The organism is Pseudorhodobacter sp. MZDSW-24AT (assembly GCF_002794355.1).
Taxonomy (GTDB): Bacteria; Pseudomonadota; Alphaproteobacteria; order Rhodobacterales; family Rhodobacteraceae; genus Pseudotabrizicola.
In genome coordinates this window covers 1-21,534 of the sequence record NZ_PGOI01000002.1, presented here as the reverse complement: position 1 = coordinate 21,534, position 21,534 = coordinate 1, and the positions used below count along the sequence as shown (strand labels likewise).

The window sequence follows — 21,534 nt, the reverse complement described above, 5'->3', positions numbered from 1 at the left end:
TTGTTCGTATTAGGGATTCGTTACCACAGCACAAGGTCCTTTGCACCTGCGAGAAACCTTTCAGGCCGAGACCTCGGCACGATTCAGCGCACAATGTCCCCACAGCTGATCCATCGCCCGGATCAGGGCATCGATCTGCCGGGAATCATGCACGGGCGACGGCGTGAAACGCAGCCGTTCCGTGCCACGCGGCACCGTGGGAAAATTGATCGGCTGCACGTAAACGCCGAACTGATCCAGCAGCATATCGGACAGCATCTTGCAATGGATGGGGTCGCCCACATGCACAGGCACAATATGCGACCCGTGGTCGATGATCGGCAGGCCCAAACCCTTGAGGCGCATCTTGAGCGTGCGCGCATGCGATTGCTGCAAATCGCGCAGTTTCTGGCCCTCGGCCGTCTTCAGAAACCGCACGCTGGCCGCCGCACCCGCCGCAACCGCTGGTGGCAAGGATGTGGTGAAAATAAACCCCGGCGCGTAAGACCGGACCGCATCCACCATCTTCGCACTTGCAGCAATATAGCCGCCAAACACGCCGTAAGCCTTGGCCAAAGTGGCGTTGATGATGTCGATCCGGTGCATCTGCCCATCCCGCTCGGCCACGCCTGCGCCGCGCGGTCCATACATGCCCACGGCATGCACTTCGTCGATGTAGGTCAGCGCGCCGAATTCCTCGGCCAGATCGCAGATCGCGGCAATCGGGCCGAAATCGCCATCCATCGAATAGATCGATTCAAAGGCAATCAGCTTGGGCGCCTCCGGGTCATCCGCTTCCAGCAAGGCGCGCAGATGCGCCACATCATTGTGCCGGAAAATCCGCTTCAGCCCACCGCCACGGCGCACGCCTTCGATCATGCTCGCATGGTTCAGCGCATCGGAATAGATGATCAGCCCCGGGAAAATCTGCCGCAACACCGACAGGGTGGCATCATTGGCGATATAGGCGCTGGTGAACACCAAGGCCGCCTCCTTGCCGTGCAGATCCGCCAGCTCTGCCTCCAGTCGGTTGTGATAGACCGTGGTGCCCGAGATGTTGCGCGTCCCGCCCGAACCCGCGCCGGTGGCATCCAGCGCCTCGTGCATCGCATTCAGCACCACCGGATGCTGCCCCATGCCCAGATAATCATTGCCGCACCACACGGTGATGTCCTTGGAACTGCCATCGGGCCGGGTCCAGACCGCATGCGGGAACTGGCCCTTCTGCCGCTCAATGTCGATGAAGGTGCGGTAACGCCCTTCGTCATGCAGGCGCTGCAGGGCGGTCTCAAGGGCGGCATCATAACGCATCGGGTCTTCTCCGTGTCTTCCCGCACCGCTGGCACGGGAACAATTGGCTTACAGCTCTGCCTGCTTATCCGGCAACAGCGCTGTGGCTTGCCTTGACATGCATCAAAACGGTAGCCGAAGGGAACAGGTCAATTTGACGCCCCGCCCCGGCCACCGCTCCACTTCCGGCAGATCAAGACGAAGGCGCAACCTCCAGCACCACCACGCAAGGCGCGGCGCCCTTGCGCAGCTTGTCGCATTCGGCCAGCGCCGCCATGCGCGCCGCAGCCGCATCGGGCAAATCGCCCAAAGCCACCGCCGAAGGCACCGGTGCCCCGCTGCGCACGAACCCGTCCTCGGGCGACACGGCCAGCGCCGCATGCCCGCTCCGGCTGCTCACGAAAAGCGACAAGGCCTGCTCGTTCGACGCCACCACCCGCAGCGTGCTCACCTCTTCCGGCGTAAGGAACGGGTGCAGATACAGGCTGACCGCCGATCCGCCGTTCACGCCGGTTTCCACCGGCACATCTTGCGCCTGCGCGATCCCGGCCCACAGCACAGCTGCCAGAATGCCCGCCGTTCTCATGGTTTTACGGCCCATGTGTCCTCCTTTTGCCTGTGCGGCATCTTCTTTCCCTTGGCCCCGATGTAGCGCAAGCGCAGCCCTCTGGACAGTGCCCCGCATCCTGTTACGGTCGGTCAACCATTCACTTTCTTTAGAGAAGCGAAAGAAATCATGTCTTTGGACACAGTCCTTGCCCGCATCGACGCCGATCTGGATCAGTCGCTGGACCGGCTGCTCGATCTGCTGCGCATCCCCTCGATCTCGACCGATCCCGCCTACAAGGCCGATTGCGCCCGCGCCGCCGATTGGCTGGTGGCCGAACTGAACAGCCTTGGCTTTGACGCCTCAAGCCGCGCCACCCCCGGCCATCCGATGGTGGTCGCGCATGGCGGCACCGGCGACAAACACCTGCTGTTCTACGGCCATTACGATGTGCAACCCGTCGACCCGCTCGACCTGTGGGACCGCGACCCCTTTGATCCGCAGGTGCAGGACACCGCAAAAGGCCGCGTGATCCGTGGCCGCGGCTCGGCCGATGACAAGGGCCAGCTGATGACCTTCATCGAAGCCTGCCGCGCGTGGAAAGCGGTGCATGGCACCCTGCCCGGCAAGCTCACGATCTTTCTGGAAGGCGAAGAGGAATCCGGCTCGCCCAGCCTGATCCCCTTCATGCAGGACAATGCCGCCGAGCTGAAAGCCGATATCGCGCTGATCTGCGACACCGGGATGTTCGAAGACACCACCCCCGCCATCGTCACCATGCTGCGCGGGCTCTTGGGCGAAGAGATCACGCTGCACGGGCCGGACAAGGACCTGCACTCGGGCATGTATGGCGGCGCCGCCATCAACCCGATCCGGGTGCTGACGAAAATCCTTGGCAACCTGCATGACGATCAAGGCCGGGTCACCGTCCCGCATTTCTACGACGGCGTGCAGGAATTGCCCGACGCCATCCGCGCGCAGTGGCAGGCGCTCGCCTTTGACCACGGCAAGTTCTTGGGCGATGTCGGCCTGTCGGTCCCGGCAGGCGAGCAGGACCGCACCCCGCTCGAGATGCTGTGGTCGCGCCCCACCGCCGAGATCAACGGCATCTGGGGCGGCTACACCGGCCAAGGCTTCAAGACGGTGCTGCCCGCGCAGGCGCATGCCAAGGTGTCGTTCCGTCTGGTGGCGGGCCAAGACCCCGATGGCTTGCGCACCCATTTCCGCGCTTGGGTCGAGGCGCAACTGCCCCCTGATTGCCGGGTGGAGTTCCACGGCCATGGCAACAGCCCCGCAGGCGTGATGTCAGTCGAGGCCCCCGCCTTTGACGCCGCGCGGCAGGCGCTGACCGAAGAATGGGGCAAACCCGCCGCCTTTGTCGGCTGCGGCGGCTCGATCCCGATCGCGGGCTATTTCAAGACCTATCTGGACATGGACGCCATGCTGATCGGCTTTGGCCGCGATGATGACCTGATCCACAGTCCGAACGAGAAATACGATCTGGAAAGTTTTCACAAGGGCATCCGCTCTTGGGCACGGGTGCTGGCGAAACTGGCCTGACGCGGCGGGCGTCGCGCTGGCGGAAAGGCCGGGGGGCTGTCTGCCCCCCGGACCCCCCGAGGATATTTGTGAACAGATGAACGAAACAAGTGTGCAGATCAGAACGGCAGAGGCGCGGGATTCGCCCGCCTGGCATCGGCTTTGGGACGGGTTTCTGGGCTATTACGGGGTGCAGCTTGACCCGGCGGTGACGGCGGCGACCTGGGCGCGGATCGTGGATCCGGCGCATCTGATGACCTGTCGGATGGCCTTTGACGGGGCGACCGCGCTGGGCTTTGCCATTCACCACCCGCATTGTTCCACTTGGGTGGCAGGGGATGATGTCTATCTCGAGGATCTGTTTGTCGCGCCAGAGGCACGCGGGCGCGGCGTGGGGCGGGCGCTGATCGGCGATCTGATCGCCATCGGCCGCGCGCGCGGCTGGCACCGGCTCTATTGGAATACGGCGCGCGACAATGCCGAGGCCCGGCGGCTTTATGACAGCTTCTGCGCCGAGGATGGCCACATCCGCTATCGCCTGACCCTATAGGTCGCCGTAGCGCCCTGCCCGCACGAAACCGCTTTCTTCGCGAAAGCGCAGATCGCTGCCGTCGCTGTCAACCTCGGCGCAGATCGGGCGCTTGCCCGACCAGCTTTCGCAATAGCGGTTGTCATCGACGCGCCATTCCCCCCAAGACCCGGCCCGGATGGTGCGGCCATCTTCAAGGAAATACTGCGCCACCCCTTCGGGAAACACCACCACCCGCGCGGCAAGGGCATCGCTGATCTGATCGCCGGACAGCTTTTGCCAACCTTCGGCCAGCGCCACCCCCGGCCACAGCATGATCAGCACCCCTAAACGCAGCATCCGGTCCCCTTTGCCTTGCGTCACTGTGCTGCGCAGTCTAAGGGGGCCGCGCACCCCCTTTCCAATGATAGGTTCGTGATGATCCCGCGTTATTCCCGCCCCGAGATGGTTGCCCTCTGGTCTCCGGCCACGAAATTCCGCATCTGGTATGAGATCGAGGCGCATGCCTGCGATGCCATGGCCGATCTGGGCGTGATCCCGCGCGCCAATGCCGAAGCGGTCTGGCGCGCCAAGGATGTGGAATTCGACGTGGCCCGCATCGACGCGATCGAGGCGGTGACCAAACATGACGTGATCGCCTTTCTGACCCATCTGGCCGAGCATATCGGCAGCGAGGATGCGCGCTTCGTGCATCAGGGGATGACCAGTTCCGATGTGCTCGACACCACGCTGAACGTGCAGCTGGTGCGCGCGGCCGATCTGCTTCTGGCCGGGATGGACCGGGTGCTGGCCGCGCTGAAGGCCCGCGCCTATGAGCACAAGGACACGGTGCGCATTGGCCGCAGCCACGGCATCCATGCCGAACCCACCACCATGGGCCTGACCTTCGCGCGCTTTTATGCCGAGATGGCGCGCGGCCGGGCGCGTCTGGTGAATGCGCGGGCCGAAGTGGCCACGGGGGCAATTTCCGGCGCGGTCGGCACCTTTGCCAACATCGACCCGCGGGTGGAAGAGCATGTCTGCGCGCAGCTTGGCCTGACGCCCGAGCCGATTTCGACGCAAGTGATCCCGCGCGACCGCCATGCGATGTTCTTTGCCACGCTCGGCGTGATCGCCTCAAGCATCGAGAACATCGCCACCGAATTCCGCCACATGCAGCGCACCGAGGTGCTGGAGGCGGAAGAGTATTTCAGCCCCGGCCAGAAAGGCTCCAGCGCGATGCCGCACAAGCGCAACCCGGTGCTCACCGAGAATCTCACGGGGCTTGCCCGGCTGGTGCGCATGGCGGTGGTGCCCGCGATGGAGAATGTGGCGCTGTGGCATGAGCGTGACATCAGCCATTCGTCGGTGGAACGCGCCATCGGGCCGGATGCCACCATCACGCTGGATTTCGCGCTGCACCGTTTGGCCGGAGTTGTTGAAAAGCTCGTGGTTTACCCCGAAAACATGATGCAGAACATGAACAAGTTCCGCGGTCTGGTGATGAGCCAGCGGGTGCTGCTGGCGCTGACCCAAGCCGGCGTGTCGCGCGAAGACAGCTATCGTCTGGTGCAAAGAAACGCCATGAAGGTTTGGGAACAAGGCGCTGACTTCAAAACAGAATTGCTGAATGACGCCGAGGTGTTGGCCGCCCTGACACCCGAGCAGATCGAAGAGAAGTTCGACCTTGGCTATCACACCAAGCATGTCGACACGATTTTCGCCCGCGTGTTCGGCGCGTAACGAAAGCGTGACCGGCGGCCCGCCCGGGCCGCCGGAAAGCCTGCTTGAATTGGCGCGCGCCGTGCTACCCTTCCCCTACGGAAACCAATCAAGGGAAGGACGACTGATGAAGACCAAAATCACCACCGCCGTCATCGCGCTCATGCTGCTGCCCTCGATGTCGATGGCCTATTGCTCGGGCATGAAAGAGGTGACCGCATCGTCTTGCAAGGAAGGCAGTTCTTGGGATCAGGCCAAGGGCGAATGCATTCCCACCCCCACCACCTGACATCCCGTAATCCGTCTTTAACCCCGGGATGACAGCCTGCCGCGGCAGGATCACCAGAACGGGGAATCGGATGTCGGATAGCTTTGGTCAGGCCTTGGCGCGCCTCACCCCGGTGCAGCGCGCCGTTTCGCTGGGCGGCACCTCGGGCGAACGTCGCGCCCCCACGCCGCGCGAAAAGGCCGCCATCATCGTCCGCCTGATGCTGGCCGAAGGGGGCAGTCTGCCTGTCTCGGCGCTCCCCGATCATCTTCAGGCCGCGCTGACCGAACAGATCGGTCAGATGCGCATGGTCGACCGCGCCACACTGGCGCAGGTGGTGGAAGAATTCCTGCAAGAATTGGAAGAGGTGGGGCTGTCCTTTCCCGGTGGCATCGATGGCGCGCTTACCATGATGGACGGGCATATCAGCCCCACGGCCGCCAGCCGCCTGCGCCGTCTGGCAGGCGCCTCCGGCACAGCCGATCCGTGGGAACGCCTGACCATCCTGCCCGCCGACCGCATTCTTCCGGTGATCGAAGCGGAAAGCATCGAGGTGGCGGCGGTGATCTTGTCGAAACTGCCGGTGCCCAAGGCGGCCGAACTGCTGGGGCGCCTGCCCGGGAAAAAGGCGCGGCGCGTGGCCTATGCCGTCTCTATGACCGGGAATGTCGCGCCTGAAACCGTGCGCCGCATCGGCCAATCCTTGGCGGCCCAGCTCGATGCCCAGCCGGCGCGCGCCTTTGATGCGGGGCCGGTGGAACGGGTCGGCGCCATCCTGAACGTCTCCACCGCCGCCACCCGCGATGACGTGCTGACCGGGCTTGATGCCGAAGACGCCGATTTTGCCGAACAGGTGCGCAAGGCGATTTTCACCTTCGCCCATATCCCCGCCCGCATCATGCCGCGCGACATCCCCAAGATCGTGCGCATGGTCGACGCCGCTGTTCTGGTCACCGCCTTTACCGCCGCGCAGGCAAGGCCCAGTCAGGCTCCGGCGGTGGACTTCTTCCTTGCCAACATGTCGCAACGCATGGCGCAATCCTTGCGCGAAGACATGGCCAGCCGGGGCAAGGTCAAGGAAAAAGACGCGGAAGAGGCGATGACCACCATCGTCACCACCATCCGTCAACTCGAAGGCGCGGGGGAAATCGTCATGAACCGCGAAGAAGAGTAATCTGCACCCGCCTGCCAATGGCTTGTGAACCGCATCCGCGCAGGCTAGCGTCCGCCCCGTAAAGGACGCAGCATGACATCCCCCAGCCTGAAAGACACCAAAAGCGGCATTCTCCTGATGGTGATTGCGATTTTCTGCTTTGCCGCCATGGATGCCGCAGCCAAGGGGCTGATCGCGCGCTACCCGGTGCCGCAGGTCATCTGGGCACGTTTTGCCGGACAGGTGCTGATCGTGGCGCTGCTCTTGGGGCCGCGCCTGCCGCAGATGTTGCGCACGCAATGGCCGGTGCTGCATCTGGTGCGCTCGGCCTGCCAGCTTGGCGCTATTGCCTGCTTTTTCTCGGCGCTGCCCTATATCGGATTGGCCGAAGCCACTGCCTTGGGCGATCTGAACCCGGTGCTCATCACCTTGGGGGCCGCGCTTTTTCTGGGGGAACGTCTGGGGCCACGCCGCCTTGCGGGGGTGATCGCCGCGCTGATCGGCGCGCTCATCATCATCCGCCCGGGCCTGTCGGTGTTCACCCCGGCCGCCCTGCTGCCTCTGGCCGCGGCGGTGTTCTACTCGATCAACGCGCTTCTCACCCGCCGCCTTGGGCCCCATGAAACCGCGTGGACGCCGATGATCCTTGCCGCGCTCTTTGGCATGGCCGTCACCAGCCTCAGCCTGCCCTTCGTCTGGGTGCCCGTCCCCATGGCCGACTGGCCACAGTTCGCGCTCATCGGTCTGTTGGGCACCGTGGCCCAGCTGGCGCTGATCCGCGCCTTCACCTTGGCCGAGGCGGGGAGCGTCGCCCCTTTCGCCTATGTCGGGCTGATTTTTGCCACAGGCTGGGGCTATATCCTTTATGACGAGGTGCCGGATCTGCCGACGATCATCGGTGCGCTTGTGATCGTGCTGGCGGGTCTCTATGTCTGGCACCGCGAAACCCGGGTGCATGGCGCATCCAAAAGCCTGTAAAACGGACCGGATGACCGAAACGCCCGCCCATACCACCGGAACATGGACCCAATGGCTGTCCGACCGCGCCATCCGCGCGGTGATCGGCCTGCTGCTCGCCTTGCCTTACCGCTGGCGCGTGCCGCTCTGTGGCTGGGTGATGGCGCGCATCGTGGCGCCGCTTGCCGGCTGGCCGCAGCGCATCCGCGACAACCTTGCCCTCACCCTGCCAGACCTGCCCGCCGATCAGATCGACCGCATGGTCGCCCGCGTGCCCGAAAACATCGGCCGCACCGTGATCGAGATCTATTCGGGGGCCGAGTTCATCGCGCGCACCACCAAACTGCCGCTTACCGGCGACGGTGTCGCGGCACTCGAAGCGGCCCATGCCGCCAAGCGCCCCGTGATCCTCGCCACCGGGCATTTCGGCAATTACGATGCGGTGCGCGCCGCGCTGATCGCGCGCGGCTATCCTTTGGGCGCGCTTTACCGCCCGATGTCGAATCCGTGGTTCAACGATCATTACGTGCAAGCCATCGGCACCATCGGCCAGCCCCTGTTCGAACGCGGCCGCGCAGGGATGGGCCAGATGCTCAAGCACCTGCGCGCGGGCGGCATGCTGGGCATCCTGCCCGATCAGCGCATGCACAAGGGCGTGAAGCTCACCTTCTTCGGGCAAGAGGCGCTCACCGCGCTCTCCGCCGCCGACATGGCCTTGAAATACGATGCCGAACTGATCCCGACCTATGCCATCCGTCAGCCCGATGGCCTCTCCTTCCAGATCATCGTCGATCCGCCGATCCCGCACGGCACCCCCGAAGAGATGACGCAAGCGTTGAATGACAATCTCGAACGTTTGATCCGGCGCTATCCGGAACAATGGTTCTGGATTCACCGCCGCTGGAAGCCGTAAGGCTTATTTCAACTGCACCGCCGCCAGCACATCGGCGGGCCCGTCGCTTTGCACGATCACCACCACAGGGTCCGGCCCCGCCGCCACCGCGGTCAATTCCAGCGGCGCTTGCCCCGGCCAATCGGCCACGGCCTGCCAATCGGTGACGATATTGGTATAGGTCACCTCGCGCCCTTCATTCTCGCCGCGGCCAATCGCCACCGTGGCCTCGGGCAGATAGCGCACCACCTGAATGCGCGCGGGCGCGCTCAGCGGCGGGTCGGCTTCAGCCTGAATGAAAATCTGATCGCCGTCGCGCGTCACCGTCAACCGCACCGGGCTCACCCGGGCCTGCTGGCGGCGGATCGCTTCCGAAACCTGCGCCGGGTCATTGCCTTCCACCCGGTCCAGCCCGCCCACAATCATCTGCGGCGTATAGATCATCCGGCTGCCCACCGCCTTGGCATAGGCCTTCTGGCGCTGGGTAAAATGCGGGCTCGCAAACGTATCGCGCCAGCCGATGTAATCCCAGTAATCCACATGCAGCGACAGGGCGATCACATCCGGGCTTTTGACCAGCTCTTCCATAAAGGCATCGGCAGGCGGGCAGGACGAACAACCCTGCGACGTGTAAAGCTCAACCAGAACAGGCGAAGTCTGCGCCAGTGCTGCCCCGGAAAGGCCAAGCCATAGCCCAAAAGTCGCGCTGACCAACTGTCGCTTCGTCACGTCTGTCATCCCTACACTTGCCCTTTCGTTCTACAGGCGCCGACATTGACCCGCCAATCAAGGTTTTGCGAGGGAAAGATCAGTTCCCCAAGAAGGCAAACGCGTGGCAAGATCATCACAAGATCACCGCAACTTCGCAGAAACGAGGGCTAGATTCTTGGCATACAATTGTATACAAAGCCAGCGATTCCCCGGCCCATCCGGTCGGACAAGACCTTAAGCCAATCCCGATCCCCTAGCCAAGAGGCCCAAAATGACCGTCACCGTCGGACATGACAGCCAAAAAACCCGCAAGACCCTCACAGCGGGCGGCCAGACCGTCAGCTATTATTCAATCCCCGCCGCCGAGGCCGCGGGCTTGGGCGAATTTTCCCGCCTGCCCGCCGCGCTGAAGGTGGTGCTGGAAAACATGCTCCGCTTCGAAGATGGCAAGACTGTCTCGGTCGAGGACATCAAAGCCTTTTCCGATTGGGGCAAGAACAACGGGCAGAACCCGCGCGAAATCGCCTATCGCCCGGCCCGCGTCCTGATGCAGGATTTCACCGGTGTGCCGGCCGTGGTCGACCTCGCCGCCATGCGCGATGGCATCCTCGGGCTTGGGGGGGATGCACAGCGCATCAACCCGCTCGCCCCGGTCGATCTGGTCATCGACCACTCGGTGATGATCGACGAATTCGGCACCCCGCGCGCTTTCCAAGCCAACGTGGACCGCGAATATGAACGCAACATGGAGCGTTACGTCTTCCTGAAATGGGGTCAGAACGCCTTCAACAACTTCCGCGTGGTGCCGCCCGGCACCGGCATCTGCCACCAAGTGAACCTTGAATATCTGGCGCAAACCGTCTGGACCGACACCGATCAGGATGGCAACCTTGTCGCCTATCCCGATACGCTGGTGGGCACCGACAGCCACACCACCATGGTCAACGGTCTGGCCGTTCTGGGCTGGGGCGTGGGCGGGATCGAGGCCGAGGCCGCGATGCTGGGCCAGCCCGTCTCCATGCTGATCCCCGAAGTGGTGGGCTTCAAGCTGACCGGACAGATGATGGAAGGCACCACCGCCACCGACCTCGTGCTCAAGGTCGTGCAAATGCTGCGCAAGCATGGCGTGGTCAACAAGTTCGTCGAATTCTACGGCGACGGGCTCGACCGCCTGCCGCTCGCGGACCGCGCCACCATCGCCAACATGGCCCCGGAATATGGCGCCACCTGCGGCTTCTTCCCGATCGACGACGAAACGCTGCGCTACCTGCGTCAGACGGGCCGTGAAGAATCGCGCATCGCTCTGGTCGAAGCCTATGCCAAGGAAAACGGCATGTGGCGCGGCGCTGACTACAGCCCGATCTATTCCAGCACGCTGGAACTCGACATGGGCACCATCGTTCCGGCCATCTCGGGCCCGAAACGCCCGCAGGATTACCTGCCGCTCACCAGCGCCGCGACCGCCTTTGGCGATTACATCCGCGGCCTGCGCAAGGCCCCCGAAGCGCCAAAGCTGGAAAAGGCCGAGATGACAGCCGAAGGCGGCGCACCCGCCCCGGCACCCGAAGAGATTCCGGGCAATGCCGATGGTCTTTCCACCGCCAAGGTCGAAGGTCAGGATTACGTCCTGCGCGATGGCTCGGTGGTGATCGCCTCGATCACCTCCTGCACCAACACCTCCAACCCCTATGTGCTGATCGGTGCAGGCCTTGTGGCCCGCAAGGCCCGCGCGCTGGGTCTGAACCGCAAGCCATGGGTGAAAACCTCGCTGGCCCCCGGATCGCAGGTGGTGTCGGAATACCTCAACGCCGCTGGCCTGCAAGAAGACCTTGATGCCGTCGGCTTCAACCTTGTTGGCTATGGCTGCACCACCTGCATCGGCAACTCCGGCCCGCTGGACCCGGCGATCTCCAAGGCGATCAACGAAGGCGATCTGGTGGCCACCTCGGTGCTCTCGGGCAACCGCAACTTCGAAGGCCGCATTTCGCCCGACGTCCGCGCCAACTACCTCGCGTCACCGCCGCTGGTGGTGGCCTATGCGCTGGCAGGCGACATGAACATCGACCTGACCAAAGAACCGCTGGGCACCTCCAAGGATGGGAAGCCGGTCTATCTGAAAGATATCTGGCCCACCAACAAGGAAATCGCCGACATCGTTCATGCGGTCGTCACGCGCGAAGCCTTCCAGAAGAAATACGCCGATGTGTTCAAGGGCGATGAAAAGTGGCAAGGCGTGCAGGTCACGGATTCGGAAACCTATGATTGGCCCGCCTCCTCGACCTACATCCAGAACCCGCCTTACTTCAAAGGCATGGCCAAAACCCCGGGCACCATCTCGAACATCGAAGGCGCGCGTGTTCTGGCCCTTCTGGGCGACATGATCACCACCGACCACATCAGCCCCGCAGGTTCCTTCAAAGCCTCCACTCCGGCTGGCAAGTATCTGACCGAGCGTCAGGTTCCGGTGTCCGAGTTCAACAGCTACGGCTCGCGGCGCGGCAACCACGAGGTGATGATGCGCGGCACCTTCGCCAACATCCGCATCAAGAACGAGATGCTGGATGGCGTTGAAGGCGGCTACACCAAAGGCCCCGATGGCGCGCAGACCAGCATCTATGATGCCTCGATGGCCCACCAAGACGCGGGCACCCCGCTGGTGATCTTTGGCGGCATCGAATACGGCGCAGGCTCCAGCCGCGACTGGGCGGCCAAGGGCACCGCGCTCTTGGGCGTCAAGGCGGTGATCGCCGAATCCTTCGAACGCATCCACCGGTCAAACCTCGTCGGCATGGGCGTGATTCCCTTCGAATTCACCGAAGGCGCCACCCGCAAATCGCTGGGCCTGACCGGGGATGAAGTCGTGTCGATCCATGGGCTCGACGGCGATCTGAAACCGCTGAGCCTCGTGCCCTGCACGATCAAATACGCCGATGGCCGCGAGATCACGATCCAGCTCAAGTGCCGGATCGATACCGAGATCGAGATCGAATACGTCGAACACGGCGGCGTGCTGCATTACGTGCTGCGCGATCTGGCAAGCCGCTGACCCGGCGCTCTTCCGCCCTTGCGGGGGTCTTCGCTGCGAAGACCCCCGCAAGGGAGGGATCAGGCCCCCCACACAGACAAACGGCCCGATCCGCAAGGATCGGGCCGTTTTGCATGCGCCACAGATGCGTGGCAATCTTCCGTTCAAACCTCTGTGTCAGGCTGGGGCCAACCCTCAGCACAGGACACTGCCATGCCCCACCGCTTCCCGCCGCTTGCCCCACAGCCGCCCGCGCGCAGCACCGCGCGCGCCGCAGCCCCGCTGCCGCTCGCGGAGCTCGCGCTTTTCACCCTGATGACGCTGCTCTTGCTGGCCTAAGGCCCGGCTCAGCCGCCCGCCAGCGCCGCCTCCAGCGCCGGTTTGAACCGCGCTTCATAATCGGCCCCGATCAGCGGCCCGATAAAGCGCATCGCCACCGTGCCATCGCCGCGCAGGATGAAAGTCTCGGGCGGCGCCGTCACCCCCCATTCCACCCGGTTGCGCCCCTGTGGATCGGTCGCCACCGCAAAGAACGGATTGCCGTCCTCGGCCAGATAGGCGATCGCCTTGGCATCATCATCCATGATGTTGATGCCCGCCACCCGCACCCCCGCCTCGGCCATCTCCAACAGCACCGGATGCTCCGCCCGGCACGGCGGGCACCATGTGGCAAAGAAATTCACCACCGTCACCTCGCCCGTGCGCAAATCCGCATCCGTCAGCTGCGGCACCCCCGCAAGCCCCGTCGCCGGCACCACCGGGGCCGCCCGGTCCTGAAAGGCGGTCGGCATGTCATTGGGGTTGTTCGTCACCATCGACACATAGAACGCCCCCGCCAGCCCGGCAAACAGCACCGGCGGCAACACCATCAACCATTTTGCCATCACGGCTCTCCTTTGGTCGCGCGGGCTTGCCGCGCCTCCACCTCGGCCAGCTGACGCTTCACCCGTGCGCCCCGCCACCACGTCAGCGCCACCAGCGCCACCAGCATCGCCAGACTCGCGCCATAAGACGACAGCACCGCCACCGCATAACGTCCCAGATCCGGCATCATGCCAACCGCTCCCGTGCGAGCAGCGCCGACAACCGCCGCGCGCGAATCTCTGTCCGTGTCCGCATCAGCACCAGCGCCACGAACAGCAGCACAAAGCCAAAGATGCACACCACCAGCGGCACATAAAAGACCGGAGCGATCGGGTCCTTCTCGCCCACCTTCAGAATGGTCGAATCCTGATGCAGCCCCTGATTCCAGAACTTCACCGCATAGCGCGACAACAGCGCAAACACCGATCCCACCATGCACATCACCGCCGTCAGATCCGCCGCCGTGTCGGGGTCCTCCACCGCCTGCCACAGCGCGATATAGCCCAGATAGAACAGCGCCAGAATCAGGAAGGCCGTCAACCGAGGGTCCCAGGCCCACCAGGTGCCCCACATCGGCTGCCCCCACAGCGCCCCCGTCACCAGCGCAATCGCGGTGAAGGTCAGGCCCACGGGTGCGGCCGCGCGCGCGGCCAGCGCGCTCACATGATGCCGCCGCACCAGCCAGATCAGGCTCGCCACCAGCATCATCACCCACGCATTGATCGCCATCATCGCAGAGGGCACATGCAGGAAGATGATCTTCACGGTCGACCCTTGCCGGAAATCATCAGGCGTGAAGAAAAATCCCCAGATCAGCCCGACCCCCAGACACAGCCCAGTCAGCCCCGCCATCCAAGGTAAAACCCCGGCCGAGACCTGCATGAACTTCTTCGGATTGGCATATTCCCACAACGACATCAGATTGGCATACCCTCTCTCACGATGCGTCTCAAGTCACACTCCTGTCAAAGCTCAGCGCAGATTGACGCGGAGCGCCGCCGCCGCCGCAAAGGGCAAAAGCGCCACCGCCCCCGCCGTGATCCCCGCGAGCAGCAGCAGCGGCACCGAAACCTCGGTCCCGCTCGCGCCCCGCTTCACCACCTCGGCGCCAAAGATCAGCGTTGGCACATAAAGGGGCAAGACCAGCAGCGACAACAGCAATCCCCCCCGCTTCACCCCCACCACCAGTGCGGCGCCAAAGGCCCCGATCACCGACAGCGCCGGAGTGCCGGCAAGCAAGCTCACCACCAGCCACAGATAGCCCGGCCCCGGCAGGTTCAACAGCACCGCCAGCACCGGCGCCACCAGCGTCAAGGGCAGCCCCGTCACCAGCCAATGCGCAAAGGCCTTGATCGCCACCACCCCTTCCAGCGGAATCGGCGCGGTGGCCAGCAGATCCAGCGAGCCATCCTCAAAATCCAGCGCAAAGATCCGGTCCAGCGAGAGCAGACAGGCCAAAAGCGCCCCCACCCACAAAATGCCCGGCGCAATCTTGGCCAGCGTCGCCGGTTCGGGTCCCACACCCAAAGGCACCAGCACCGCCACCAGCAGGAAAAACGCCAGCCCCAGCCCAAAGCCACCGCCCGCCCGGATCGCCAGCCGCACATCACGGAGCAAAAGCGCCTTCATGCAAAGGCCTCGTCAAAGCCGCCACCCGAAGCCACCGGCATCCGCGCCTTGAACGGCGCAAGGTCCAGCACCGCCGCCTCCTCCAGCCCCAGATCAATATGGGTGGCGATCAGCGCCATGCCGCCGCGCGCCAGATGCGCGCGCACCACCCCCGCAAACAGCGTCACGCTCGCCTGATCGAGCGACACCGTCGGCTCGTCCAGCACCCAGATCGGCCGCCCGGTCACCAAAAGCCGCGCCAGCCCCAGCCGCCGCTTCTGCCCCGCCGACAGGTTGGCCGCCCGGCGGTCACGCAGCTCGGTCAGGTTCATCTCGGCCATCGCGGCCTGCACATCGCCCCCGCCATGGATCTCGGCCCAAAAGGCCAGATTCTCCGCCACCGTCAGCACCGCCTTCAAACCGTCGGCATGGGCCGCATAGGTCACGCTTTCGGGGGGCACGCGCAGCGTGCCGGCCACGGCGGGCTGCAATCCGGCCAGCGTGCGCAGCAAAGTGGTCTTGCCCACCCCGTTGGGGCCGCGCAAGATCAACGCCTGACCGGCGGCCAGCGCAAAGCGCACGCCCTCCAGCACCGTCAGGCCGCCACGGGCCACGCCCAGATTGTCCACCACCATCTCCATCCGCAACCCCTAGCGCAGCGCTGCCCCGCCGAAAAGGCCCTGCGTCACCATGGCCATCACCGCCGCCGCGCCCTATCTTGCCCCCAGCAAACGGAGATCACAGATGCACACCCGCACATTCGGCCGCACCGGCCACAGCACCACCCCCATCGGCTTCGGCGCTTGGGCCATCGGCGGCACTTGGGGTGAGGTCACTTGGGACGACGCCAAGGCCACGCTGCACGCCGCCCTCGACGCCGGCCTCACCTTCATCGACACCGCCGATGTCTATGGCGATGGCCGCAGCGAACAGATCATCGCCGAGGTGCTGGCCGAACGTGCCGCCGCCGGCATGGGCCCCCGCCCCTTTGTCGCAACCAAAGCGGGCCGCCGCCTCTCCCCCCACAGCGCCGAGGCCTATACCGGCACCGCCATCGAATCCTTCATCGACCGCAGCCTGAAAAACCTTCGCACCGATTGCCTTGATCTCGTGCAACTGCACTGCCCGCCCACGCCTGTCTACCGCAACGCCGCGCTGTTCGACGCGCTCGACGCCCTCAAGGCCAAGGGCAAGATCGCCCAATACGGCGTCTCGGTCGAAACCGTGGACGAGGCGCTGACCGCGATCCAGCACCCGGGCGTCGTCTCGGTGCAGATCATCTACAACCTCTTCCGCATGAAACCCGCCGAGCGTTTCTTTGCGCAGGCCCGCGCGCAAGACGTCGCCGTCATCGCCCGCGTGCCGCTGGCCTCGGGCCTCCTGACCGGCAAGATGAACGCCAACAGCCAGTTCGCCGCCGATGACCACCGCGCCTTCAACCGCAACGGCGAGGCCTTCGACAAAGGCGAAACCTTCAGCGGCGTGCCCTTCGATGTCGCCCTCGACGCGGTCGAGGCGCTGCGCCCCCTCGTGCCGCAAGGCACCGCCATGGCCGCCTTCGCCCTGCGCTGGATCTTGATGGAAGAAGCGGTCACCGTGGTGATTCCCGGCGCCAAAACCCCGGATCAGGCCCGCGCCAATGCCGCCGCCGCCGATCTCCCGGCCCTCACCCCCGATCAGATGCAGGCCGCGCGCGACATCTACACCCGCCTGATCGCCCCCCACGTCGCCCATCTGTGGTGAATTCAAAAGGGCGGCGCCCTCCAAAGCGCCGCCCCCTCATCTGTTCATAAATATCCCGCAGGGGGTCCGGGGGACGCGACGTCCCCCGGCGGCTGGCCAAAAGCGCCGCCCCTCAGCCCAGAATCGCCTTCACGTAATTCACCGTCTCGGCATAGGGCGGAATCCCGTTGTGCTTTTCCACCGCGCCCGGTCCCGCGTTATAGGCCGCCAGCGCCAGCCGCCAGCTGCCAAACTTGGTGTACATCATCTTGAGATAGCGCGCCCCGCCTTCCAGATTCTGGTGGGGATCGTGAATATCCACCCCCAGCTTCTGTGCCGTCCCCGGCATCAGCTGCGCCAGTCCCGTGGCGCCCTTATGTGACACCGCGCCCGGGTTCCAGCCCGATTCCTGCTGCACCAGCCGCAGGAACAGGTCCTCCGGAATCCCGTGCCGCGCCGCCATCGTCCGCGCCACCGCCAGATACTCGCCCTTGTAACGCCCGCTGTAGCGCGGGGCCGGCCCCTCCACCGGGGCCGCCACCTTGCCCTTCGGCGTCAGCCGGACCGAGGCCTCGTATTGCTTCGACAGCCGCCCATCCAGCAATTTCTTCTGCGAATTGAACAGCGACGCCCGGCTCTTGCTCGACCCCGACAGGTTCAGCCCATCCGCCTCCGCCCCCCCCGGCACAAAAACCGACAGCGCCACAGCCAGACAGCCAGACAGAAGAACAGGGCTCAGCTTCATCAGGATCTTCCCGCTTGCCTCAGACGCGGTGACTATAGGCAAATCCGCGCCACATTCCAGTGCCCAGATGCACGCCCCCACCGCATCAGCCGCATCGGCAGGGTTCCGCCCGCCAAATTGCCCCCCCGCCGCATTGCAGCCCCCCGTCCCGCCCGATATAGATTTGGCGACGGTATCCATTTCTTAACCAAGACCGGACAGGCTCCGGTCACCCATCCGGCCCCGGCGCCGGGGCACATCCAAAGCGAGGAATTTCCATGGCAGGCTCGGTCAACAAGGTCATCATCGTCGGCAATCTCGGCCGCGACCCCGAGGTGCGCAGCTTCGCCAATGGCGGCAAGGTGGTGAACCTGCGCATCGCCACCTCGGAAAACTGGCGCGACAAGCAAACTGGTGAACGCAAGGAGCGCACCGAATGGCATTCGGTCGCCATCTTCAACGAAGCGCTCGCCAAGATCGCCGAGCAATATCTGCGCAAAGGCTCCACCGTCTATATCGAAGGGCAGCTCGAAACCCGCAAATGGCAGGATCAATCCGGCCAAGACCGCTACACGACCGAAGTGGTGCTGCGCCAGTATCGCGGGGAACTCACCCTGCTGGGCGGCCGGGGCGAAGGCGGCGGCGGTGGCGGGCAAGGCGGCTATGACGACCGGGGCGGCTATGACGATTACGGCAGCGGCAGCTCGGGGGGCATGGGCGGCGGCAGCATGGGCGGCGGTGGCGGCAGCCGGGGCGGCGACCGCGCGCCGATGGGCCGCAACGACCTCGACGACGAAATCCCCTTCTGATCCCGCACAGCCCCGGTCCCCGCGACCGGGGCTTTTTCCTGCCGCGCCAGCCCCACCCGCGCCATTCCCGGCAGCCCCCGGCGCCCCTCCGCGCCCTTCCACCGTCGCACACCGCGCAACTCCGCGCGCAGCCCCATCCCAGCGCCAAAGCCCCCGCTCCCGCAGATGCGCCCGCCCCCAATGCAAAAGGCACCCGCCAAGGGGTGCCTTTCTTCGTCTGTCAGACCCGGATCTGCGGATCAGGCGGCTTCGGTGATGAACTTCACCGCATCGCCAAAGGTCTGGATGGTCTCGGCGGCGTCATCCGGAATCTCGATCCCGAACTCTTCCTCGAACGCCATGACCAGTTCGACAGTGTCGAGCGAGTCCGCGCCCAGATCGTCGATGAAGGAAGCGGTCTCGGTGACCTTCTCCTCTTCAACGCCCAGATGCTCAACGACGATCTTCTTCACGCGGTCAGCGATGTCGCTCATGTCACTTCCTCTTATATCAGCGGGAGGGCTTCCCGTCTCTTGTCCTTGCCCCTTTCGGGGGCGATTGCGCCGCCACGGCGACGACACCGGCGTGAACCGGCGATTTCCAGCGCGCCTATAGCAAGGGCGGCTGCTTTAGGCAAACGCTTTCACAAAGCCGTGCCCGACCTGCGCCCCGAGGCCCGTCAGGCCCCTTTGCGGGCGCGCTTATATCATGGCCATCCCGCCATTTACATGCAAGATGGCACCCGTCACATATCCCGCCTCGGCCGAGGCCAGATACAGCACGGCCGCCGCAACCTCTTGGGGCGTGCCCATGCGTCCCGCTGGCACCCCGTCCAGAATCGATCCGCGCTGGCTGTCATTCAGCTTTTCGGTCATCGCCGTCTCGATGAAGCCCGGCGCCACACAGTTCACCGTGATGCCCCGGCTTGCCACTTCCGCCGCCAGTGATTTCGACATCCCCACCATGCCCGCCTTGCTCGCGGCGTAATTGGCCTGCCCCGGATTCCCGATGGCCCCCACAACCGAGCTGATGTTCACGATCCGGCCCCAGCGCGCCTTCATCATCCCGCGCAAGGCCGCCCGGCACAGGCGGAAGGTGGCGGTCAGGTTGACGTCGATCACCGCCTGCCAATCCTCGTCCGACATCCGCATCATCAGACCGTCCTTGGTGATCCCGGCATTGTTCACCAGCACATCCACCGATCCCATCGCCTCGGCGGCCCGCTTGATCAGCGCCTCCACCTCGGCAGGGTCCGACAGATTGCAGGTCAGCACATGTGTGCGCTCTCCCAGCTCGGCCGCCAGCGCCTCCAAAGGTGCCAGCCGCGTCCCCGACAAGGCCACGGTGGCCCCCGCCCCATGCAAGGCCCGTGCGATCTCGGCGCCGATGCCGCCCGAAGCCCCGGTCACCAAGGCCGTTTTTCCGGTCAGATCAAACATGATCCTGTCCCTCTTTCATCTGTTCAAAAATATCCTCGGGAGGTCCGGAGGGCAGACAGCCCTCCGGGGCCAGCCAAGGGCACACCGCTCACCCTTTGAGCGCCAGCACATCCGCCGGCACCCCGATCGCCCGCGTCTCGGCCCCGGGCACGATGCGCTTGATCATCCCCGAAAGCGCCTTGCCCGCGCCAATCTCCCAGAATTCGGTCACGCCTGCGCGCTGCATCCATTCCATGCTCTCGCGCCAGCGCACCGATCCGGTCACCTGCGCCACCAGCAGATCGCGGAACCGGTCCGGCTCTTCCACGGCCTCGGCCCGCACATTCACCACCACCGGGCAGACGGGCTTGGAAATCACCACCGCCGCCAAGGCCTCCGTCATCACCTGCGCCGCCGGCGCCATCAGCGCGCAATGAAACGGCGCCGACACCGGCAAGGGCAGCGCCCGCTTGGCGCCGCGCGCCTTGGCCAAAGCCATCGCCCGCTCCACCGCGTCCTTATGGCCCGAAATCACCACCTGCGCCGGGTCATTGTCATTGGCGGCCTGACAAACCTCATCCTCCGCGGCCTCGGCGGCAATCGCCGCCACCGCCTCGAACTCCAGCCCCAGAATCGCCGCCATCGCGCCCACGCCCACCGGCACCGCCTCTTGCATGGCCGCCCCGCGAATGCGCAACAGCCGCGCGGTGTCCGAAAGGCTCAGCGCCCCCGCCGCACAAAGCGCCGAATATTCGCCCAAGGAATGCCCGGCCACGAAATCCGCCTGCTCCATGCCAAAGCCTTCCGCCTCCAGCGCGCGCAAGGCCGCAATCGACGTTGCCATCAGCGCGGGCTGCGCATTCTGCGTCAGCGTCAGCTCGGCAATATCGCCCTCCCAGATCAGCTTGGACAGCGCTTCTCCCAGCGCGTCATCCACCTCCTGAAACACGGCCCGCGCCGCCGGATAGGCCTCGGCCAAGGCCTGCCCCATCCCGATGGTTTGGGCCCCTTGGCCCGGAAATACGAATGCGCGGCCCATGCTGCCTCCCGTCTGATCACCCAACCCAGATAGCGCGCCCCTGCCGCCAGCGCAATCACCGCCCCGGTTTTCAGCGCACGCGCCCCGCTCTGCACAGGCCCTGTGCATTCCGCCCTGCTGCATGCGCGCGGCAAAACCGCTAGCCTGCCGCGCAGATCATTGACCGGAGTTTCCCATGCCCGCCCGCAATTCCCCCGTGTCCTATGGCAAGGTCGCGCGCCTGTTTCACTGGACCACCGCCAGCCTGATCCTGATCGCCATCCCGCTTGGCATCATCGCCAACCGCCTGCCCTATGACACCGCCGAGGCGCTGGCCCGCAAGGCGCAGCTGTTTTCCCTGCACAAGACCTTGGGCGTTGTCGTCTTCTTCGTGGCCTTGGGCCGCATCCTCTGGGCGCTGGCGCAGCCGCATCCGGTGCCCTTGCACCCCGAGCGGCGGCTGGAGCTCGCCCTCGCCCGGCTGGTGCACTGGATGCTGTATATCAGCCTCGTCGCCGTGCCGCTCACCGGCTGGGTGCATCACGCGGCCGTCACCGGCTTTGCGCCAATCTGGTGGCCCTTTGGCCAAACCCTGCCCTTCGTGCCGCAATCGGAAAGCGTGGCGCAAATCGCGGTCGGCCTGCACTGGGTGTTCACCAAGCTGATGATCGCCGCCATCCTCTTGCACATCGCAGGCGCGCTGAAACACCATATCCTTGACCGGGATGACACTTTGCGCCGCATGACGCGCGGCACCCGCGCCCCCGCCGTCGCGCGCGCGGCCCCGCCCGCGCGCCTGCC

Annotated in this window: 25 protein-coding genes; 12 read left to right on the top strand and 13 right to left on the bottom strand. The window is 64.9% G+C overall.

Annotated features, from left to right (window positions below):
• Window positions 1-60: 60 nt before the first annotated feature.
• Complete coding sequence (gene hemA, locus CUR21_RS01745) at window positions 61-1,290, bottom strand: 5-aminolevulinate synthase (RefSeq protein WP_100195305.1); 1,230 nt, start codon at window positions 1,288-1,290, stop codon at window positions 61-63.
• 172 nt (window positions 1,291-1,462) lie between these two features.
• The gene (locus CUR21_RS01740; RefSeq protein ID WP_100195304.1) at window positions 1,463-1,870 is read right to left on the bottom strand and encodes a hypothetical protein; all 408 of its coding nucleotides are present in this window, start codon (window positions 1,868-1,870) and stop codon (window positions 1,463-1,465) included.
• A gap of 135 nt (window positions 1,871-2,005) precedes the next feature.
• On the opposite strand from CUR21_RS01740, the gene CUR21_RS01735 reads away from it, so the two are divergent.
• Both CUR21_RS01735 and CUR21_RS01730 read left to right on the top strand, forming a co-directional pair.
• Window positions 2,006-3,376, top strand: coding sequence for a M20/M25/M40 family metallo-hydrolase (locus CUR21_RS01735; RefSeq protein WP_100195303.1), 1,371 nt, complete (start codon window positions 2,006-2,008; stop codon window positions 3,374-3,376).
• Window positions 3,377-3,452: 76 nt separating this feature from the next.
• Entirely contained in the window at window positions 3,453-3,905 is a 453-nt protein-coding gene (locus CUR21_RS01730) for a GNAT family N-acetyltransferase (protein WP_100195302.1), read from the top strand.
• Here the strand turns inward: CUR21_RS01730 and CUR21_RS01725 are convergent.
• Complete coding sequence (locus CUR21_RS01725; RefSeq protein WP_100195301.1) at window positions 3,900-4,223, bottom strand: hypothetical protein; 324 nt, start codon at window positions 4,221-4,223, stop codon at window positions 3,900-3,902. The two genes, CUR21_RS01730 and CUR21_RS01725, sit on opposite strands and share 6 nt — an antisense overlap.
• 78 nt (window positions 4,224-4,301) lie before the next feature.
• Between CUR21_RS01725 and purB the strand changes: the two genes are divergently transcribed.
• From purB to CUR21_RS01705, 5 genes are all read left to right on the top strand, one after another.
• The gene (gene purB, locus CUR21_RS01720; protein WP_100195300.1) at window positions 4,302-5,606 is read left to right on the top strand and encodes an adenylosuccinate lyase; all 1,305 of its coding nucleotides are present in this window, start codon (window positions 4,302-4,304) and stop codon (window positions 5,604-5,606) included.
• Window positions 5,607-5,712: 106 nt separating this feature from the next.
• The gene (locus tag CUR21_RS18525; protein ID WP_157791914.1) at window positions 5,713-5,874 is read left to right on the top strand and encodes a hypothetical protein; all 162 of its coding nucleotides are present in this window, start codon (window positions 5,713-5,715) and stop codon (window positions 5,872-5,874) included.
• A 70-nt stretch (window positions 5,875-5,944) separates the two neighbouring features.
• Window positions 5,945-7,027 (top strand): flagellar motor switch protein FliG, encoded by a 1,083-nt coding sequence (locus CUR21_RS01715; protein ID WP_100195299.1) that lies wholly within the window; start codon window positions 5,945-5,947, stop codon window positions 7,025-7,027.
• 72 nt (window positions 7,028-7,099) lie between these two features.
• Window positions 7,100-7,984 (top strand): DMT family transporter, encoded by an 885-nt coding sequence (locus CUR21_RS01710; RefSeq protein WP_100195298.1) that lies wholly within the window; start codon window positions 7,100-7,102, stop codon window positions 7,982-7,984.
• A gap of 10 nt (window positions 7,985-7,994) precedes the next feature.
• Window positions 7,995-8,876, top strand: a complete 882-nt coding sequence (locus tag CUR21_RS01705) for a lysophospholipid acyltransferase family protein (protein WP_100195297.1) — start codon at window positions 7,995-7,997, stop codon at window positions 8,874-8,876.
• Between the two features lie 3 nt (window positions 8,877-8,879).
• Here the strand turns inward: CUR21_RS01705 and CUR21_RS01700 are convergent, their stop codons facing one another.
• Window positions 8,880-9,584: a DUF1223 domain-containing protein gene (locus tag CUR21_RS01700; protein WP_369802500.1), complete on the bottom strand. Its 705-nt coding sequence runs from the start codon at window positions 9,582-9,584 to the stop codon at window positions 8,880-8,882.
• A 253-nt stretch (window positions 9,585-9,837) separates the two neighbouring features.
• Here CUR21_RS01700 and acnA point away from each other — a divergent pair, with 253 nt between their 5' ends.
• Together acnA and CUR21_RS19000 are read left to right on the top strand one after the other, a co-directional pair.
• Window positions 9,838-12,612, top strand: a complete 2,775-nt coding sequence (gene acnA / locus CUR21_RS01695; RefSeq protein WP_100195295.1) for an aconitate hydratase AcnA — start codon at window positions 9,838-9,840, stop codon at window positions 12,610-12,612.
• Between the two features lie 192 nt (window positions 12,613-12,804).
• Window positions 12,805-12,930, top strand: a complete 126-nt coding sequence (locus tag CUR21_RS19000) for a hypothetical protein (RefSeq protein WP_255413768.1) — start codon at window positions 12,805-12,807, stop codon at window positions 12,928-12,930.
• Between the two features lie 8 nt (window positions 12,931-12,938).
• Here the strand turns inward: CUR21_RS19000 and CUR21_RS01690 are convergent, their stop codons facing one another.
• The 5 genes from CUR21_RS01690 to ccmA are packed head-to-tail and all read right to left on the bottom strand — an operon-like array spanning window position 12,939 to window position 15,704.
• On the bottom strand, window positions 12,939-13,475 hold the full coding sequence (locus CUR21_RS01690) for a DsbE family thiol:disulfide interchange protein (RefSeq protein ID WP_100195294.1): 537 nt from the start codon (window positions 13,473-13,475) through the stop codon (window positions 12,939-12,941).
• Window positions 13,475-13,645: a heme exporter protein CcmD gene (gene ccmD, locus CUR21_RS01685; protein WP_198431593.1), complete on the bottom strand. Its 171-nt coding sequence runs from the start codon at window positions 13,643-13,645 to the stop codon at window positions 13,475-13,477. Before ccmD ends, CUR21_RS01690 begins: the two co-directional genes overlap by 1 nt.
• Window positions 13,642-14,373 carry a heme ABC transporter permease gene (locus CUR21_RS01680; RefSeq protein ID WP_100195293.1) on the bottom strand — a complete coding sequence of 244 codons (732 nt, stop codon included), beginning with the start codon at window positions 14,371-14,373 and terminating at the stop codon, window positions 13,642-13,644. The genes ccmD and CUR21_RS01680 overlap by 4 nt, the downstream gene beginning before the upstream one ends.
• A gap of 54 nt (window positions 14,374-14,427) precedes the next feature.
• Window positions 14,428-15,084 carry a heme exporter protein CcmB gene (ccmB, locus tag CUR21_RS01675; RefSeq protein ID WP_100195292.1) on the bottom strand — a complete coding sequence of 219 codons (657 nt, stop codon included), beginning with the start codon at window positions 15,082-15,084 and terminating at the stop codon, window positions 14,428-14,430.
• Complete coding sequence (gene ccmA, locus CUR21_RS01670) at window positions 15,081-15,704, bottom strand: heme ABC exporter ATP-binding protein CcmA (RefSeq protein WP_100195291.1); 624 nt, start codon at window positions 15,702-15,704, stop codon at window positions 15,081-15,083. The genes ccmB and ccmA overlap by 4 nt, the downstream gene beginning before the upstream one ends.
• A 103-nt stretch (window positions 15,705-15,807) precedes the next feature.
• Here ccmA and CUR21_RS01665 point away from each other — a divergent pair, with 103 nt between their 5' ends.
• The gene (locus CUR21_RS01665) at window positions 15,808-16,806 is read left to right on the top strand and encodes an aldo/keto reductase (RefSeq protein ID WP_100195597.1); all 999 of its coding nucleotides are present in this window, start codon (window positions 15,808-15,810) and stop codon (window positions 16,804-16,806) included.
• Window positions 16,807-16,918: 112 nt separating this feature from the next.
• Here the strand turns inward: CUR21_RS01665 and CUR21_RS01660 are convergent, their stop codons facing one another.
• A complete protein-coding gene (locus CUR21_RS01660) occupies window positions 16,919-17,530 on the bottom strand; it encodes a lytic transglycosylase domain-containing protein (protein ID WP_100195596.1) in 612 nt (203 codons plus the stop codon).
• Window positions 17,531-17,787: 257 nt separating this feature from the next.
• On the opposite strand from CUR21_RS01660, the gene ssb reads away from it, so the two are divergent.
• Window positions 17,788-18,318: a single-stranded DNA-binding protein gene (gene ssb / locus CUR21_RS01655; protein WP_100195290.1), complete on the top strand. Its 531-nt coding sequence runs from the start codon at window positions 17,788-17,790 to the stop codon at window positions 18,316-18,318.
• 239 nt (window positions 18,319-18,557) lie between these two features.
• Here ssb and CUR21_RS01650 read toward each other — a convergent pair whose 3' ends face one another.
• The 3 genes from CUR21_RS01650 to fabD all read right to left on the bottom strand — a co-directional run bounded on the left by CUR21_RS01650 (window position 18,558) and on the right by fabD (window position 20,754).
• Window positions 18,558-18,791, bottom strand: coding sequence for an acyl carrier protein (locus CUR21_RS01650; RefSeq protein ID WP_097069993.1), 234 nt, complete (start codon window positions 18,789-18,791; stop codon window positions 18,558-18,560).
• Window positions 18,792-18,998: 207 nt separating this feature from the next.
• Window positions 18,999-19,736 carry a 3-oxoacyl-[acyl-carrier-protein] reductase gene (fabG, locus tag CUR21_RS01645; RefSeq protein WP_100195289.1) on the bottom strand — a complete coding sequence of 246 codons (738 nt, stop codon included), beginning with the start codon at window positions 19,734-19,736 and terminating at the stop codon, window positions 18,999-19,001.
• Window positions 19,737-19,824: 88 nt separating this feature from the next.
• Entirely contained in the window at window positions 19,825-20,754 is a 930-nt protein-coding gene (gene fabD, locus CUR21_RS01640) for an ACP S-malonyltransferase (RefSeq protein WP_100195288.1), read from the bottom strand.
• Between the two features lie 175 nt (window positions 20,755-20,929).
• On the opposite strand from fabD, the gene CUR21_RS01635 reads away from it, so the two are divergent.
• Window positions 20,930-21,534, top strand: a 605-nt coding sequence (locus CUR21_RS01635; RefSeq protein WP_198431592.1) for a cytochrome b, incomplete at its 3' end; no start/stop codon positions are given.

Excerpts from the sequence above, each read along its gene's own strand:
- acnA (WP_100195295.1), top strand. The coding sequence starts at position 9,838 with ATGACCGTCACCGTCGGACATGACAGCCAAAAAACCCGCAAGACCCTC.
- fabD (WP_100195288.1), bottom strand. The coding sequence starts at position 20,754 with ATGGGCCGCGCATTCGTATTTCCGGGCCAAGGGGCCCAAACCATCGGG.
- CUR21_RS01740 (WP_100195304.1), bottom strand. The coding sequence starts at position 1,870 with ATGGGCCGTAAAACCATGAGAACGGCGGGCATTCTGGCAGCTGTGCTG.
- CUR21_RS01690 (WP_100195294.1), bottom strand. The coding sequence starts at position 13,475 with ATGGCAAAATGGTTGATGGTGTTGCCGCCGGTGCTGTTTGCCGGGCTG.
- CUR21_RS01680 (WP_100195293.1), bottom strand. The coding sequence starts at position 14,373 with ATGTCGTTGTGGGAATATGCCAATCCGAAGAAGTTCATGCAGGTCTCG.
- ssb (WP_100195290.1), top strand. The coding sequence starts at position 17,788 with ATGGCAGGCTCGGTCAACAAGGTCATCATCGTCGGCAATCTCGGCCGC.
- ccmD (WP_198431593.1), bottom strand. The coding sequence starts at position 13,645 with ATGATGCCGGATCTGGGACGTTATGCGGTGGCGGTGCTGTCGTCTTAT.
- ccmB (WP_100195292.1), bottom strand. The coding sequence starts at position 15,084 with ATGAAGGCGCTTTTGCTCCGTGATGTGCGGCTGGCGATCCGGGCGGGC.
- ccmA (WP_100195291.1), bottom strand. The coding sequence starts at position 15,704 with ATGGAGATGGTGGTGGACAATCTGGGCGTGGCCCGTGGCGGCCTGACG.
- fabG (WP_100195289.1), bottom strand. The coding sequence starts at position 19,736 with ATGTTTGATCTGACCGGAAAAACGGCCTTGGTGACCGGGGCTTCGGGC.
- CUR21_RS01660 (WP_100195596.1), bottom strand. The coding sequence starts at position 17,530 with ATGAAGCTGAGCCCTGTTCTTCTGTCTGGCTGTCTGGCTGTGGCGCTG.
- CUR21_RS01650 (WP_097069993.1), bottom strand. The coding sequence starts at position 18,791 with ATGAGCGACATCGCTGACCGCGTGAAGAAGATCGTCGTTGAGCATCTG.
- CUR21_RS19000 (WP_255413768.1), top strand. The coding sequence starts at position 12,805 with ATGCCCCACCGCTTCCCGCCGCTTGCCCCACAGCCGCCCGCGCGCAGC.
- CUR21_RS01730 (WP_100195302.1), top strand. The coding sequence starts at position 3,453 with ATGAACGAAACAAGTGTGCAGATCAGAACGGCAGAGGCGCGGGATTCG.
- CUR21_RS01710 (WP_100195298.1), top strand. The coding sequence starts at position 7,100 with ATGACATCCCCCAGCCTGAAAGACACCAAAAGCGGCATTCTCCTGATG.
- CUR21_RS01735 (WP_100195303.1), top strand. The coding sequence starts at position 2,006 with ATGTCTTTGGACACAGTCCTTGCCCGCATCGACGCCGATCTGGATCAG.
- purB (WP_100195300.1), top strand. The coding sequence starts at position 4,302 with ATGATCCCGCGTTATTCCCGCCCCGAGATGGTTGCCCTCTGGTCTCCG.
- CUR21_RS01705 (WP_100195297.1), top strand. The coding sequence starts at position 7,995 with ATGACCGAAACGCCCGCCCATACCACCGGAACATGGACCCAATGGCTG.
- CUR21_RS01715 (WP_100195299.1), top strand. The coding sequence starts at position 5,945 with ATGTCGGATAGCTTTGGTCAGGCCTTGGCGCGCCTCACCCCGGTGCAG.
- hemA (WP_100195305.1), bottom strand. The coding sequence starts at position 1,290 with ATGCGTTATGATGCCGCCCTTGAGACCGCCCTGCAGCGCCTGCATGAC.
- CUR21_RS01725 (WP_100195301.1), bottom strand. The coding sequence starts at position 4,223 with ATGCTGCGTTTAGGGGTGCTGATCATGCTGTGGCCGGGGGTGGCGCTG.
- CUR21_RS18525 (WP_157791914.1), top strand. The coding sequence starts at position 5,713 with ATGAAGACCAAAATCACCACCGCCGTCATCGCGCTCATGCTGCTGCCC.
- CUR21_RS01665 (WP_100195597.1), top strand. The coding sequence starts at position 15,808 with ATGCACACCCGCACATTCGGCCGCACCGGCCACAGCACCACCCCCATC.